This window comes from Cellvibrionales bacterium, assembly GCA_016713115.1.
Lineage (GTDB): Bacteria > Pseudomonadota > Gammaproteobacteria > Pseudomonadales > UBA7239 > UBA7239.
The window spans coordinates 1,922,223-1,937,401 of record JADJPU010000001.1 but is presented as its reverse complement, the minus strand read 5'-3'; the positions used below and the strand labels follow the sequence as shown (position 1 = coordinate 1,937,401).

Genomic DNA, 15,179 nt, shown 5'->3' with positions numbered 1-15,179 from the left:
ACCGAGCGGCTTTGAGTTCAGCCTAGCACAAGCTCATACCAAGGGGCGAATGCCTACCGCTGCTCGCACGCGCGCCATAAACGGCTGCGCAATCGCCCGTGCTTTTTGGGCACCCTTCTGCAACTCCGCTTCCACCTGTGCAGGATTGGCCAACAACTGCTCATAGCGTTCGCGTGCTTCGGCAATCTCTGCATCGATCAGCGCGCACAAGCGCTTTTTGGCTTCACCCCACGCAATACCCGCCTCAAATTCACGACGCATTTCTGCCGTCTGCTCTGGTGTAGCGAAGGCACGCCAAATTTGGAACACCGTGGAAGTGTCCGGATCCTTGGGTTGCCCTGGCTCCAGCAAATTGGTGATGATTTTGTTGATGTTTTTTTGCAATTGTTTTGGCGGCAAAAACAACGGGATGGTGTTGCCGTAACTCTTGCTCATCTTGCGACCATCCAGACCTTGCAGCACGGCCACATGCTCCTCTACCACAGCCTCCGGCAGTACAAACAGCTCGCCAAAGTGATGGTTGAAGCGCAGGGCAATATCGCGCGCCATTTCGACATGCTGGATTTGATCTTTACCTACCGGCACATGCGTCGCACCAAACATCAAAATATCTGCCGCCATCAACACCGGATAACTGAACAGGCCTATGGTGATGCCTTTATCAGGATCCAAATCATCCGCTTCTTCATTCGCCTGTACTGCTGCTTTGTAAGCGTGCGCGCGATTCATCAAACCTTTTGCCGTCATGCAAGACAGCAACCACGCCAACTCGGTAATTTCCGGCACATCCGATTGGCGATAAAAAACCACATTGTCGGTATTCAAACCCAAAGCCAACCATGTCGCTGCAATTTCTAAAGTGGAGCGATGCACATGTTCCGGCTCATGGCATTTAATAAAAGCGTGATAGTCTGCCAAAAAATAAAATGCACGATTGTCCACTTGTTGACTAGCGCGAATAGCGGGACGAATAGCACCGACATAATTACCCAAATGCGGTGTGCCCGTGGTCGTGATGCCTGTTAATACTGTCTTCATAAAAAAATTCTTTACCAAGAAAAAGTTTGTCCAACAATTTTTTCCGATTCCTGCCACAACTTTTCCGCCGCGGCAGGATCAACAGCCCACGCATAATAGCCGTGCTCGGCCACGCCCACAGGCACTTCTTCAGCAATAGCGCAATCTTCCAAATACAAACCGCCTTTGCCTTCCAACTCAGGAGCTGTTGCCGCCCACACAGAAGTGGCTGCACCTTGTGGAATGGTTTTTAAGGTCAACTTGCCGCGACTGGTGCCGCCGGATTCTTTTTTCTCGCCGCCCAAAGATTGGCTACTCATTAACGCGTTGATGTCATCCGCTGTTAAATGACGCCCCAAATCCGTCGGGATCACACCAGGATGTACAGCAAACACACTCACGCCTTTGGCGCCTACTCTGTTTTGCAGAGCGACAGTAAATAATGCGTTTGCTGTTTTTGATTGCCCGTAAGCACCCCACTTGTTGTACTCGCGCGTCTGCCAGTGCAAATCATCAAAATCAATCGCACAGTGTTTGTGACCGCCAGAACTCAAATTGACGATGCGTGCTTTGCCCGTCGTAAGCAACAAAGGCAACAACAAGTTAGTTAACAAAAAATGACCTATATGATTGGTACCAAATTGCGATTCACAACCTGCTGACGTGCGCGCAAACGGCACCGCCATGATGCCCGCGTTATTGATAAGCAAATCTATTTTCTGAGTCAACCGTGCAACGCGTTCAGCACAAACGCGAACACTGGAAAAATCGGTCAGCTCCAAAGGCACGGCATCGACAGTCGCTTGCGGAAAATCCGCTCGCGCAGCGGTTAACGCCGCGTCCAATTTCGCACCAGGCCGCGCCGCCATAATCACTCGCGCACCCGCACCCAAGAGTGTGCGCACCGTCTCCAAGCCCAAGCCGCTGCTCGCACCTGTCACCACGGCTGTTTTTCCGTGCAGATCTATGCCCGCAATAACATCCGTCGTTGTTTTTTCTGCGCCAGAGAGAATTGTCATGCGTACAAGCCTGCGTCATAGAAAGTGGCGAGACTGTAGAGAAGATGGCGGGCAAGAGCAATCCCTACACCTACGAGAATACAGGTTACGGCTGCGTTGTGCGCTCCAACCAGCTTTCTACAAACGACCGCTCCACCAAGCCCATCTTCATTTCACGCTGCTGTGCGCGATCATAGAAATAGGTGCGCGGCACTTCACCATACCAACGACGATCAATTTCAAAGCGCAAGCGTTCTTGCATAGCATCGGCAAACACCCACTGCTCTACTTTGTCCAAACCGTAATGCGTGAGCCGCTGCTTTATTTCTAATGATTCATCTGGCGTATCGGTCGCTACCAACACTAAATTTAACGCGGGATTTTTTTGTTTTAATGCAGCGAGCATTTTCAATTCAGTCGGGCAATACGCGCAAGTCAGCGACCAGAATAGCAATACAAAGGGCTGCCCTTTATGTTCCGCTTCAATTTGCGCCATGCTGCCCACAACAAACGGTCGCAACTCACCCGCTGCAACCGCACCACTCACCAGTAACGAAAATGCCAACACTATTGAACGCATTAGTGCGCACTCAAATCAAACACCTGCAACCCACCTGCCCCACCATTCCATACCAACAAGGGTTTCTTGGCATCGCCAACAAATTCTGGGATATCCATCTTGCCTGCAGACGCCGCTATCACACGCGGTGCAGACCAGCGTTCACCGCGCGGATCGTCAGACTGCATACTCAGCAACTGGTATTCGCTGCCATTAAATTCACGCCAAGCCAGAAATACGGTTTTTCCTGACACAAAAACAGCTGGGTAACTGGCTTGCGCGTCCACATTGCCAAACGCACGCGGAACCGTCATATGTTCATCGTCGATGCGACGATAAAACAAACCGGGATTTTGGGGATTCCCAGTAAACCACACCAAATGCAAGCTACCCTTCTCATCAGCGGCAATGTCGCCACCATGATGCGGGCAAGCACTGATTTGCCAATTGTCTTGACTGGCGCGCAATACGCTTGCATAGACATCCAAGCGAGCAAATGCAAAATCACGCACACCACCCGTAAATAGATGTCGCCAAAAAACCACCGGCACGCCATTGCTGTTTTGCGTGATGGCAACACGACAACATTCACACGAATTATCTGCTAATTTTTTATTGGCAGAAAAACTTTTTCCTGCGTCATTAGAAATAGCGTAGTAAAGCGAACTCCCTTCAAAAGACTTGCCATTTTCCTTAGCTAAGGCTTTATCTCGACTATCAATCCACACCAAAGCTATGCGCCCGTTATCACTCATGGTCATGGCAGCAAAGCTATGGCCGACTGCATCATCTTGCGCATTGAGCGTCGCGGGTACAGAAAAAGTTTTGCCGCCATCTGTGGAACGAGAAAAACGAATGTTGCCGGCAAAAGTTGTAGGCAAGGCTTGCGACCATGCCACCGCAATCACACCTTTTCTCACTGCAATCTGTGGCCGATTTTGACCTTCGGCTAAAATAGATTCCGGAGCTGCATTCACTGCAACACCTTCTGAAAAGCGTTTGCCGTTATCTTTCGAATGACTGACAACGATGCGCCCCTCGCGCATTTGCGCTAACCACAACACGTCGTTTTCATCGGCAGCCACCGACACTGCCAAGCCAACAGGTTGCGAGCGCATGTCTGCCCACATTTTTTCCATGTTGTGCGACTGATGACCGGCTGTATTTTCTGCCAACGCGCTAACAGAGAGCGCTGTAGAAATTAGCAACAGGAATCCCGCAGCGATTATTTTTTTAAACATCATCACATCCTGAAGTCGACACTTTCACTACAGATAAGTGTCGCAGAGAGAGCTCACCGATTAAGCGAAACTTCTGACGCACGCCCATAACGATCTTCAAAACGCACAATATCGTCTTCGCCGAGATAAGCGCCGGTTTGTACTTCGATCAAATCCAAAGGGATTTTCCCTGGATTTTCTAACGCGTGTACGGTACCCAGCGGAATAAAAATAGATTCATTTTCTGCCACTAATCTTTCTTCGTTACCGACAGTGACTTTCGCTGTACCGGAAACCACGATCCAATGCTCAGCGCGATGGTGGTGCATTTGCAGTGAAAGTTTCGCACCCGGCTGTACCGAAATGCGTTTCACTTGATAGCGATGGCCGTTATCGATGGAGTCATACATCCCCCACGGGCGATACACTTCGCGATGCAACTGGTGTTCACTGCGATTGAGTTCTTTGAGCTGCGCGACAATCTGTTTCACATCTTGTACGCGATCACGCGCCGCGACCAACACGGCATCCTTGGTTTGTACGACCACCGTATTTTCCAAGCCCACGGTGGCAACCAGCATGCTTTCTGCAATCACCAAGTTATTGCTACTCTCGTGTGCCAATACATCGCCTTGCAACACATTGCCATGTTCGTCTTTGTCCAGCACATCCCATAGCGAAGAAAAAGCACCGACATCGCTCCAACCGGCATCCAACGGCACAACAACTGCCGTGGCAGTTTTTTCCATCACGGCATAATCCACGGAATCTTCTGGGCAAGCACGAAACGCAGTTTCTTCCACGCGAATGAAATCCATGTCGGCACACGCACCCGCCATGGCAGCTTCACAGGCGCACAAAATATCGGGTCTGTGCTGCGCTAATTCTTGCAAATAGCGACTGGCGCGGAACAAAAACAAGCCACTGTTCCAATAGTAATCGCCCGAGACAACATATTGCTCCGCCGTGGTGCGATTGGGTTTCTCCACAAATTGCGCCACCGAGTACGCGCCTTCGCCCACCGCTTCGCCGCGACGAATGTAGCCGTAGCCAGTTTCTGGGCTGCGCGCGACGATACCGAAAGTTAGCAACGCACCCGCTTCGGCGTAAGGGATGGCATTGCGCAAACTGGCATGAAAAGCAGCCACATCGCGGATGACATGATCCGCAGCGAGCACCAGCAACAGAGGGTCTTCGCCACTGGCCAGTGCGTGCAGCGCTGCCAATGCGATGGCAGGTGCGGTGTTGCGACCAACGGGCTCCAGCAAAATATTGCGCGCCAGCAAATCCAGCTGCCGCAGCTGCTCCGCCACCAGAAATCGGTGTGCTTCATTGCAAATGACCAAGGGCGTTGCATTCCCCAACCCAGCAAGACGCTGGATGGTGGTCTGCAACATGGCGGTATCGCCTTCCAACGCCAAAAATTGTTTGGGGTGCAACTCACGCGACAGCGGCCACAGGCGGCTGCCGGAGCCACCAGCCATGATGACGGGGAGTAAGGTTGTGCTCATGATTCGTTATGCTCAAACACGACAGACAATTGCGGAATCATACAGCAAGAGATCTTGCACGCACGAGAAGCACTCTGCGTATTCCGCAAAACAAAATGGCATCAAACAGAAAGATACAAGAGAAAAAGAAAATGGCGACCTGGAAGGGACAGGCACATAGTAGATAACTGTATGATTTACTTATATTTTACAAATAAAAAATTCAAGAGTTACCCAGATTGTTACCCAGCTTTTGCACATCATCACACTCTATCAGATCAGCCTAGTAACCACAGCAAATCTCAGCTGACAGTCACCGTCTGATAAACGGGTAACTGCCAGATTAAGTCTGATCTACTACAGATATATTCAGGCGGTCAGTCTTCTAATTTAAGCTCTTGCTGCTGTATGGGTATGTATGAATCTTGTTCAAGAGACGCAGCGGCACCAACCTTTGATTCCTCTGTGACAGTTGCTTGTGAATCACCCCCTAGATCCGCCTCGGCAAGTTTTGCCTTAAGGCACTTCACCTCTTCCGATAATGCAAGGTTTTCGGATTCCAGCTCTAGCACCTTGCCCTGAAGGTTGTTCACCATCATTTTATGCAATATACGGACATCATTACCCACGTACTTACGCAGCTCTGCGTCAAGTGACTCAATTTCTAATTTGGCATTTTTGAGCTTAGTCCTCAGCTTTTCCTTCTCCTTCTGATGCTTCTCAGTCTCAACACGCTCCACTGAAAAGCCATGCCTGATTAACCCCTCAGTTACAGAGTTAAAACTCACCCCTTCAGAATCCGCCAGCTGCTTTAGCTTGCGCTTGGATTCGGAACTGATAACACGACTGGTGGTAACCAAGCCCTTCTTCTTGAGATTCGACCTGTATTTTTCTTGCGCCCAGCTTGCCTTCATGCGTATCAAGAAAAGCTCGTTGGAGTCATTTCTGATCAGCCCATTCAACGCCTCCTTGAGTCTGTCATCAACCGACATGACACCTAACGACACAATATCTTTTCGAAACTTTTCTAGGTAACGCAGCGCCCAAGCCTTTTGATGCCCATTTCCGAGTTCGATCCACTCCACCCACTGCCTACCCACGCAAACACCAATATCACAAGTAATATTTTTTAAATTTTAATATTATATTTTAAGTAAATCAACATGTGATTTATTTAGTAATATCACTGGTGATAATAGCGTTTTCACTAGTATGTATTATTATGAAAAATGGTGAACTAGGCAGCAAATCTATGGGATCAAGTAAGAACAAGATAATTTGCACCATAACATCAGAGCTTGACGGCTCATCACCTTACACAAGAGTACTACTGGCAACAGTGCTTTGGCTTATGGGTGATGATGAAACAGTCACGATTTCTCGTAAGGAGTTGCTGGCGCACACTGGCTTGAGCGGGCATCACTTGCGGGAAGGAGTTAAGCAACTCAAGGCCAAGGGGTATATCCGCACATGTCAAACCAGATCAGTAAATGACCAACACGAACTCTTGATCCGATTGATCGCCCTGCCCCGCCCCATGGAGGGCCTCCCAATCCCTGAGCACACTGTTCATATGAATCGCATATTGCATGCACTGTTCGGCGAACTCCCAAAAGGCACAGATCACCACGAGACATGCCCAGACGAAAATCTCACAGAAGAAAGACCACTGAAACAAGAGTTCGCCCAACCCGTCACAAACCGTCTTAAAGCGGAGCCATTTACGCGGTTGGTACTGGCCATACTCCTGTGCTTCGCTGACGAATCAGGCACCGTTGACTCCCTAGGCTTCGCCTCCCTATCAGCCTTGACAGGCCGGTCAGAGGATCGAATCAGACACCAACTCAAGCTGCTGAGAACCAAAGGCTACATCTCGTCATGGGTCAGCAGCCAAAGCTCTCCGCTGTTTGGACAAAAACCCAACATCTACCGCTTGGCTATCGATACATCTGTCTTTGCCCCTTTCCAGCTATATTCCGTGACCATGTCCCACAACTATATTTGGATAGATCCACCCGCCCTAGATGAGGCTCAGATGACATTCTGGATTGTCAGCTATGTACGGGATGAAACGCTCCCCCGTCGATGGACAACGAGCACTGAACGTCAATTAAAAATGAAAGACTACTACTCTCAATTCCTTGCCGAGCAAATTGATTTCAATACCATTTTGCACTTTTTCCAAGACAGCCCTGATTCAGTCACCTGCCGATACTATCAGGCCAAACTGGAACAATACGCCGCATATATTCTGAACAATCATTACAGGGTATTTGACACACCAAAACTTAAAGTCATTGAAGAGCTGGTAGATAAAATAATTGACGAAATTGTACCCAATGGCCTGCACCAGAAAATTACTGGCGAAACCAAAAAAACAACTGCCCTCAGGAGGTCAGGAAAGACAATACCAGATGATGTTATCAATTTAGCCAATCTTGTCTATGGAACCGCTTACAACATGGCAAGAGAAGCAATGGCACCCATCAAAGCTATGTCTTTTATTGAGGAACACACAAAATACATATTTTCAGTCAGTCGCATTACCAAGAAAAAGAAATGCATTGTCAAGGCAATGAAAAGCACCCCATATAATTTTTAACATAACAGCCCTATCTCGTGAACCAATTCACGAGGTCACCACCATGCAGTTCATAGACATAAAAGAAGTCATGCAAATGACATGCGTAAAGAAAACATTTATCTACAAAAAAATGAAGGAAGGAAACTTCCCAAAGAGCATTCACCTTGGAAAAAGCACCCTATGGGTCAAAGAAGAAATCTTACAATTCATGCAAGCAAAAATGGACGAACGAAATCCACTTAAAACATCGTGACACAAACAACACACCACCTCTGCCGTTAAGAAGCAGAAGTGTCGTCATCTGTTAAATACTCCACTGGAACAGCAAAGCAGGCACGTTCGTTTAACAAACACCATGATCAATCTGCACTCTTCTCACGATAAACCTTACAAATAAGTAATTCTATTTTTCCAGAGTAGAAAAACCAAAACTAGACAGCAATTTCCATTGCTTTGTTTGGTTATTTTTCAGCATTAGGCTAATTCTCTCTCCTGTATTAATAGTATCGTAGTTATAACGACAACAATTTTATAAAAAAATAACACTGAATATATCACTACATCTCAATATCTAGATATAGTCTAAGTACACCATCAACCAATACAACAAATCTATTAGTCATGTGTTATACAGATGGATTTCAATTTCGTCATGTTTTTTATTATAGCGATTCTTCTGTTATGAACATGATCTGTTCAATTGACTAATTCGACAGGAAAATACCAGTGAATACTAATCAACATAGCAATCAATACCCACGCTTTCATCTAAACAAAAATTTACATGTCATTCACGGTGGTAATTATCAAGGTTTTAATATTATCTCCAGCAAAAGCCCCTTTATCAAAGAATGGCTAGATGCAACGCTAGATACTACCTACCTGGCTTTACAACAATATCCTCGTGTCACCATTATCCGCTTTGATTTAAGATTTCCTGATTATGTTCCCTATTTTGACGATAGCTATACCAGTTGGGCATTTCAGCGATTTATCAACTCCTTAAAGGCCAAAATAAAACACAGCCGATCCATGACACTCAAACAAACTGATCGCGTTAATGACACCGTAGTTCGTTATATTGCCTGCACTGAGTACGAAAAGGATGGCAAGCCGCATATCCATGTGGCGTTGTTTCTAAATGGTGATGCGTATCGTTATATTGGCTGGTTTGAATCTGAGAAAAATAATCTTACAAAAATGATCAGTTCTGCATGGTGTAGTGCTTTAAACCTGTTATTGGAAGAAGAAAAATGTTTGGTGTATTTTCCTTCGAATTGCGTATATCGCATTAATAGAAACCGTGAAAGCTATGCAGACGCCATTTACCGTCTGAGCTATTTGTGCAAGATAAAATCCAAGCATTTTGGTATCGGTTTACACCCTTTCAATCACAGCCATACCCAAGTCTTCGAAAACAGATAAAATCGCTCAGAGAGCCATTCAGGCGGTTTTAACGCCATCCTGAATGGTGTCTCTCTCAAAGCAACCCCATCTCAGCAAATGAAACAATGTTTTCTCCCACAACAATGTGATCGAGCACACGAACATCAATCAAAGCCTGTCAATGGCGGAGTAAAAGTGTACCGCCGGGGCGGAGCAAAAGTGTACCAGTTGGCACACGATGGTTTGATGTTGTTTTAGCGGAAGTGCGGTCTGGCGCAGCCAGACAACAAGCGTAGCGCGTTAGGGGTTTGCCGGGTTGGCGGAAGGCTTCCTCTGCCTTTTCTTGCTCTGGTTGAGCCGGTAGCTGTCGCCGTTCATGGTCAGGATGTGCACCTGATGGGTGAGCCTGTCGAGCAGTGCGCCGGTCAGCCGTTCCGGAACCCCAGCACTTCTGTCCATTCATCGAATGGCAGGTTGCTGGTCACCAGCAGGGAGCCGCGTTCATAGCGTTGGCTGAACACCTCGAACAACAACTCTGCGCCGGTTTTGGATAACGGTACAAAACCGAGCTCGTCGATGATGAGCAGGTGGTAACTGGCCAGCAGCTTTTGCGTACGCAACAAACGTTTCTCGTTGCGCGCTTCCAGTAGTTCGTTAACCAGTGATGCTGCCGTGGTAAATCCCACTGACAAGCCTTTCTGACACGCAGCCAATCCCAGGCCCAGTGCGATGTGCGTTTTCCCGGTGCCGCTGTTGCCCAGTGCAATCACATTTTCGCGCCGTGTAATATATTCACAGCGCGCCAGTTCATTGACCAACGTTTTGTTCAAAGTAGGGATCATCGTAAAATCAAAACTGTCGAGACTTTTTACTGTAGGGAACCGCGCCAGTTTTATACGGCGTTCCACCATGCGCCGCTCACGCTCTATCAACTCCAGTTCCGTCAAACGCAATAAATAGCGAGGGTGATCCACACCTTCATCGGCACACTGCTGCGCTACCTTGTCATACTCGCGCAAGAACGTGGGCAGCCGCAGCGCCTTCAGGTGATGCGCCAGTAATACCTTGGGTAATTCCTGCGCGCTGCTCATGCTGCCACCTCGGTTAACAACGCCAGATAATCGATGGCTTCCGTGGTTTTGACGTCTGCTCGCGGCAGATACGGATAGATAGCCAGATTGAGTCGTGGCGGTTTGCGTTCAATACGACACAACAAACAATGTTTGACGGCATCAAAACCGATCGCACCCAGTTGCAAGGCTTGATGAACTGCCGCTTCCACCTCATCAGCAGGAAAGGACTCCAGCAAACGCAATACCTGCACATATTCACGTTTGCCGGATTTGCCCATGCGCGCTTCCAGCAAACGCCGCAGGGTTAAAAATACCTCGGGCAATACCCAGCCTTCCAGTGGTGCGGCCTGATCCAGTGCATTGATCTTCTGCTCCAGCAGCGCCAGATAGTGCAACGGATCAAAGATAAAATCTTCTTTCGCATACGAGCGTTCATGCTGCGCAATCCGCTCGCTGCCGCAGTGAATCTCGACGCGATCGACATAGGCCTTGATCAACACTTCGCGATGGCCGTATGCCACCGGCACCGAGTAATCATTGTTGCGGTAGCGAACCAGCGAGTGAACTGACGCGTGTCGCCTGTTTGGCGCACGCATCGTAGGCTGTGGCAGGTAACGCCATAAACACGGCAAGATCACGTTGCATCCGTTCGCCAATCGTTTCTGTTTGGCCGCGCAAAGTCTCCTGCAGACGAGCGCGGCAGCAGGCCTCCAGATGCGCATTGAAGGCGTCATAACTGGCAAAGTGCGGAATCGGCACCATGAAGTTGCGCCGCGCATAACCCACCAACCCTTCCACTTTGCCCTTGTCATTGCCTTTGCCAGGACGACCAAAGCGATCGGCAAACAGATAGTGGGATTGCAGTTCGCTGAACACAGTGGAGCGAACCCGCGTGCCATTGCCGAGAATCTTCGCCACAGCAATTTTGGTGTTGTCGTACAGGATCGATTGCGGCACACCACCAAAAAGGCAAAGGCCGCATTGTGGCCATCACAGAACGCCTCGGTTGTCTCCGCCGGATAGGCTTTCACAAAACCGGCATCGCTGTGAGGCAAGTCCACGGCCAGAAAGTGTGCCTTCTGCTCGACACCGGCAATCACCACTACGGCCTCACCAAAGTCGGCCTGGGCATGGCCGCAAAGGGTGCAGCAGCGGCACAAACACCTCCTTGCTACGCAGGGTCTGCTCGCGCACATAGTCCTTGACGATGGTGTAGCAACCCGTAAACCCGTGCTCATCCCGCAGGCGCTCGAAGATGCGCTTGCTGGTGTGGTGCTGCTTGCGCGGGCGGGTTTTATCGTCGTCCAGGATCTGGTCAATCAGCCCGGTGAACCCCGCAAGCTTGGGCCGCCGCACCGGCTGAGTGCGCTGGTAGCCCGGCGGCACCGAGAAAGCCAAGGCCTTCTTGACCGTCTTGCGGTGCACGCCAAACCGCTTGGCGGCCTCCCGGATACTCAGGCCATCGACGTGGCAGGCACGTCGTAATCGTTGATACATCTCCACGCTGTACATCCTCCACCCCCTGCCATCTGCCGAGACGGCAGACTAGAGGAGGCCACTGGGGCGGTACACTTTTGCACCGCCGCGACCGAGGAATTCGGCCGCTTCAGTGGTACAGTTTCTCTCCGGCGCTTACAACCAGTTGTATCACTTCTCTTGTATAAACACTGGCGCCATCAATCGTGCCGTAAAACAACTCGTGGTATTCAATGAGTCTATGACTGGTATCCAGCAATAACACAGCAAACACTTCACGCTTCTTTCTGGCTAATTGGCAAGACAGATATTGCTTAACGGATTGTGGATTGTTGAGCTGTTCACCACTTTTAAATGATTCAGCCAATATCTCAGCGGCTTTCTCTAAAACTTGATGAGCAGTTAATGGCTCATGGGTAACATAAACTTGTTTTGATTGTTTTCTTGTCTTTCGCATAAAAACTCCTGCAACAGTGAATGCACAGGCGTGATATATGCGTGAAAAATTTTCCAATACTTGTCAGCTAAGTTTATCCGTAATTATTTACAGCAAATACAACAGTATGAGCAAAATAATACGAGGTGCACCATGACTGACAACATCATCTACGACCAACACTACCAAGGTATTCCTCTCGCCATAGAGCACGGTCCTTTTTTGGAAAATCGATTGGCAGATGCGTTAGCCACTATTGAAAACATCATGCAGAACAATCGTCGTATCACTGTCGCCTGTATGGAGCTTCGTGTACCTGAATACAATGGTTTTCCATTCAGTAGGATTGTCGACACATCGATCATCAAGTTTGTAAAAAAAATGCAGCACTACGCGCGTTGGAAACACACAGAACTACACAAAGGACAAAGGCAGAACGATCGCCCTGTTGTGGATGCCATCTGGCAAATGACCTGCTCACCCGCAGGCAAGCCTTACTACAGGGTCATGCTGCTGTTAAATCATGCCGCTTACCATGTGCAAAGTCCCGGCTATGATGCGGCCAATACCTTGCAGTACCGTGCGCGACAAGCATGGGCAAAAGTGGCGCAAATTCCACAGAATTGTTCAGGCAAATACATCCGCTTTCCACCCAACGGCATGATGACTATTGAAAATAACGCGGATGGATTGTGTCGACTGTTTGCCAGAGCAAGTGCTTTGTGTGCTGTGCCCAACGATGCCAATGGACAAGCGTTTTTATCGTTTGGGTCTACAAAGCAGGCCTTAACAGCGAAATGTCGATAACTCATCGCTTTGAATCCGGCAAGTCAAAAATATCCACCCCAAAAGATTCAACCGTCGCCATCACTGCAACAAATCTTCTAAAAACTCACTGGCCATATCACCACTCGTGACCAGCAGATGATCCCTGGCACGTGTGCAAGCCACATAGAGCAGTTGTCTCTCAGTGGCATACACTTCTTCTAAATCTGAATCATCCGTCACGGTTTCAATCCTAGCTTGTGAAGGTATCACTTCGTCATCGCATGCCATAACCACTACAGCGCGGAATTCCAGCCCTTTGGCGAGATGCATGGCGCAGACCGAAGCATAACCGTGGGTAGTTTCGACATGTTCATCTAGCACTTTGTAAGGTAAACCTGCTGCTTCCAGTGCATGTTTGGCTCGGTCGATCTCATTGCCGGAACGAACAAACACGCCCACTTCATGCGGTTGTAGTCCGTCACTCGTGAGCGATTTCAGCCAGCTGGATACCGCTTCTACTTCGGTCGCTGGGTTATCCAGTTCCATAACCTGCGGTGACGGACCATTGAATACCGACACCGTGCCCTTGCGGGATTCGACATTGCCATCGACATCCGCCACCTCTGGCCCCAATAACTTGTCTGCCTGAGCGCGAATCTGGTGGGAGGTACGGTAATTGATACTCAGGGTGCGCGAACGGCCACGAATCTCCACACCCAGTGACTTCCACGAGAATGCCTGCTGGAAAATGCGCTGGCCAAGGTCGCCGGCGAAGAACAATGCGTTCGGACGATTACCACCCAGCGCGGCTAGGAATCGCAACTGCGGCACGCTGATGTCCTGTGCTTCATCGATTACACAGAATTCAAACGCAGGATGATTATTCTCCTGCAAACGCCCAGCTAAACGAGTAAACATGGCGGCCGGGGTGATCCATTTGCCTTGCTCTAGCTGCTGAATCACCTGCTCGAAAATAGACCATAGTTGCTGACGCTGAGCTTCCGGTAATCGCGTTTTTCGCCCCAGACGCTTCACATCGCGATAAGCTTCCCAGTTGGACACCTGCCAAGCATCAACCACTTGTTCCCATTCAGTCAGTAAAAAATGCAGACCGAATTTGTGTTCACCGATCGCAGAAGAAGCTTGTGACATTAGATCCCGCAATTGGGCAGATGTGACAAGGCTGGGCTTACCAAAATAGCGCTCATACAAACGCGCACCGATATCCTCCATGGAATGCACTTCAAGCCGTTCTGCCAATCGGGGTTCATTGCTGATCAGTCGACGTAACTTGGTGCGCAAGGCATTGGCCAGGGTATCGGAAAACGTGCTCAGCAATACCCTGGCCTCAGGGTGTTTACGAGCCAGGTACACCGCGCGGTGTAACGCGACAATCGTCTTGCCCGTACCAGCGGAACCCGATACACGCGCCGGGCCATTGAAATCTTTTTCTACCAGTTGTTGCTGGGCCGGGTGCAGGAAGATAGTCCATTTGTCCCACGGATATTCGAGCGCTTGCTTGAGCGCATCCACATCCGTCATCACGCGGAAACGGCGCTGGGCATCCGGGTGGGCGAACGGATCTGTACCCGCAGGCACTGGCTGCGGCACCACTGGCGTGCCACCCGTTGCCAGTTCCAATAGTGCTTCCGCTGCTTCCGCCGGCAAGTGATCGGCCAGTTGCAGCAGGCTGTCTTCATCCGCCTGTTTTACATCAGCCAGCCACTCCGGCGGTACGCCATACGCCAGCAGTTGTTCATCCGCGATATTGGCGAACAGGAGTGATTTTGCAGGCGCAGCAACGGGCTGCTCCACATAAACAGGAATGGTGATTTCCTGCACGCGCTCGCGGATTTCAACCAACTGTGCAGCACCCGTGGTGGGGTGCGCTTCCAGTTTTCTGCGCTCTGCCCAGTCGTAGGCTTTGTCGTGGTGATCGATATAACACAGCAACAAGCTGGAATCAGTTTTGTGAACGATGATGCGGATGTCACTATTCACCCGCACCGACCAGAAATTTCGGTCCTTAGCTTTATCCAGACGATGAAAACTCAAGCCAGGATTGGCAGGGTTTACCTGCAAATCGAAGGCAGTGGTTTTAGCAGCTTTCTGCTCATCACCCGTGAGTTTGGCTAGGCTGTCTGTAAAGGTGTCTGCTATACGAAAGTTCAT

General features: G+C 49.4%; 12 protein-coding genes and 3 pseudogenes. 4 read left to right on the top strand and 11 right to left on the bottom strand.

The features are described from left to right. Positions 1-33 precede the first annotated feature (33 nt). From IPK30_09565 to IPK30_09540, 6 genes are all read right to left on the bottom strand, one after another. On the bottom strand, positions 34-1,038 hold the full coding sequence (locus IPK30_09565) for a tryptophan--tRNA ligase (GenBank protein MBK8103501.1): 1,005 nt from the start codon (positions 1,036-1,038) through the stop codon (positions 34-36). Between the two features lie 11 nt (positions 1,039-1,049). Beyond that, the gene (locus IPK30_09560; protein MBK8103500.1) at positions 1,050-2,036 is read right to left on the bottom strand and encodes an SDR family NAD(P)-dependent oxidoreductase; all 987 of its coding nucleotides are present in this window, start codon (positions 2,034-2,036) and stop codon (positions 1,050-1,052) included. Between the two features lie 85 nt (positions 2,037-2,121). After that, positions 2,122-2,595, bottom strand: coding sequence for a TlpA family protein disulfide reductase (locus tag IPK30_09555; protein MBK8103499.1), 474 nt, complete (start codon positions 2,593-2,595; stop codon positions 2,122-2,124). Continuing rightward, complete coding sequence (locus tag IPK30_09550) at positions 2,595-3,818, bottom strand: exo-alpha-sialidase (GenBank protein ID MBK8103498.1); 1,224 nt, start codon at positions 3,816-3,818, stop codon at positions 2,595-2,597. The genes IPK30_09555 and IPK30_09550 overlap by 1 nt, the downstream gene beginning before the upstream one ends. Positions 3,819-3,868: 50 nt before the next feature. Beyond that, positions 3,869-5,305, bottom strand: coding sequence for a mannose-1-phosphate guanylyltransferase/mannose-6-phosphate isomerase (locus IPK30_09545; GenBank protein ID MBK8103497.1), 1,437 nt, complete (start codon positions 5,303-5,305; stop codon positions 3,869-3,871). A gap of 356 nt (positions 5,306-5,661) precedes the next feature. Further along, a complete protein-coding gene (locus tag IPK30_09540) occupies positions 5,662-6,384 on the bottom strand; it encodes a hypothetical protein (protein ID MBK8103496.1) in 723 nt (240 codons plus the stop codon). Positions 6,385-6,506: 122 nt separating this feature from the next. Here IPK30_09540 and IPK30_09535 point away from each other — a divergent pair, with 122 nt between their 5' ends. The 3 genes from IPK30_09535 (at position 6,507) to IPK30_09525 (ending at position 9,293) form a co-directional block, all read left to right on the top strand. Next, positions 6,507-7,886 carry a hypothetical protein gene (locus IPK30_09535; protein MBK8103495.1) on the top strand — a complete coding sequence of 460 codons (1,380 nt, stop codon included), beginning with the start codon at positions 6,507-6,509 and terminating at the stop codon, positions 7,884-7,886. Between the two features lie 43 nt (positions 7,887-7,929). Next, complete coding sequence (locus IPK30_09530; protein ID MBK8103494.1) at positions 7,930-8,121, top strand: AlpA family phage regulatory protein; 192 nt, start codon at positions 7,930-7,932, stop codon at positions 8,119-8,121. Between the two features lie 473 nt (positions 8,122-8,594). After that, complete coding sequence (locus IPK30_09525) at positions 8,595-9,293, top strand: inovirus Gp2 family protein (protein ID MBK8103493.1); 699 nt, start codon at positions 8,595-8,597, stop codon at positions 9,291-9,293. Positions 9,294-9,348: 55 nt separating this feature from the next. On the opposite strand, the pseudogene IPK30_09520 reads toward IPK30_09525, so the two are convergent. The 4 genes and pseudogenes from IPK30_09520 to IPK30_09505 form a co-directional block, all read right to left on the bottom strand. Continuing rightward, positions 9,349-9,429: pseudogene (locus IPK30_09520) on the bottom strand (hypothetical protein). 125 nt (positions 9,430-9,554) lie between these two features. Further along, positions 9,555-10,345: pseudogene (locus tag IPK30_09515) on the bottom strand (ATP-binding protein). Next, a pseudogene (locus tag IPK30_09510) lies at positions 10,342-11,839 on the bottom strand (IS21 family transposase). The pseudogenes IPK30_09515 and IPK30_09510 overlap by 4 nt, the downstream one beginning before the upstream one ends. A gap of 94 nt (positions 11,840-11,933) precedes the next feature. Beyond that, entirely contained in the window at positions 11,934-12,260 is a 327-nt protein-coding gene (locus IPK30_09505) for a hypothetical protein (GenBank protein MBK8103492.1), read from the bottom strand. 132 nt (positions 12,261-12,392) lie between these two features. Here IPK30_09505 and IPK30_09500 point away from each other — a divergent pair, with 132 nt between their 5' ends. Further along, complete coding sequence (locus IPK30_09500; GenBank protein ID MBK8103491.1) at positions 12,393-13,046, top strand: inovirus-type Gp2 protein; 654 nt, start codon at positions 12,393-12,395, stop codon at positions 13,044-13,046. Positions 13,047-13,106: 60 nt separating this feature from the next. Here IPK30_09500 and IPK30_09495 read toward each other — a convergent pair whose 3' ends face one another. Continuing rightward, positions 13,107-15,179 carry a UvrD-helicase domain-containing protein gene (locus IPK30_09495; protein MBK8103490.1) on the bottom strand — a complete coding sequence of 691 codons (2,073 nt, stop codon included), beginning with the start codon at positions 15,177-15,179 and terminating at the stop codon, positions 13,107-13,109.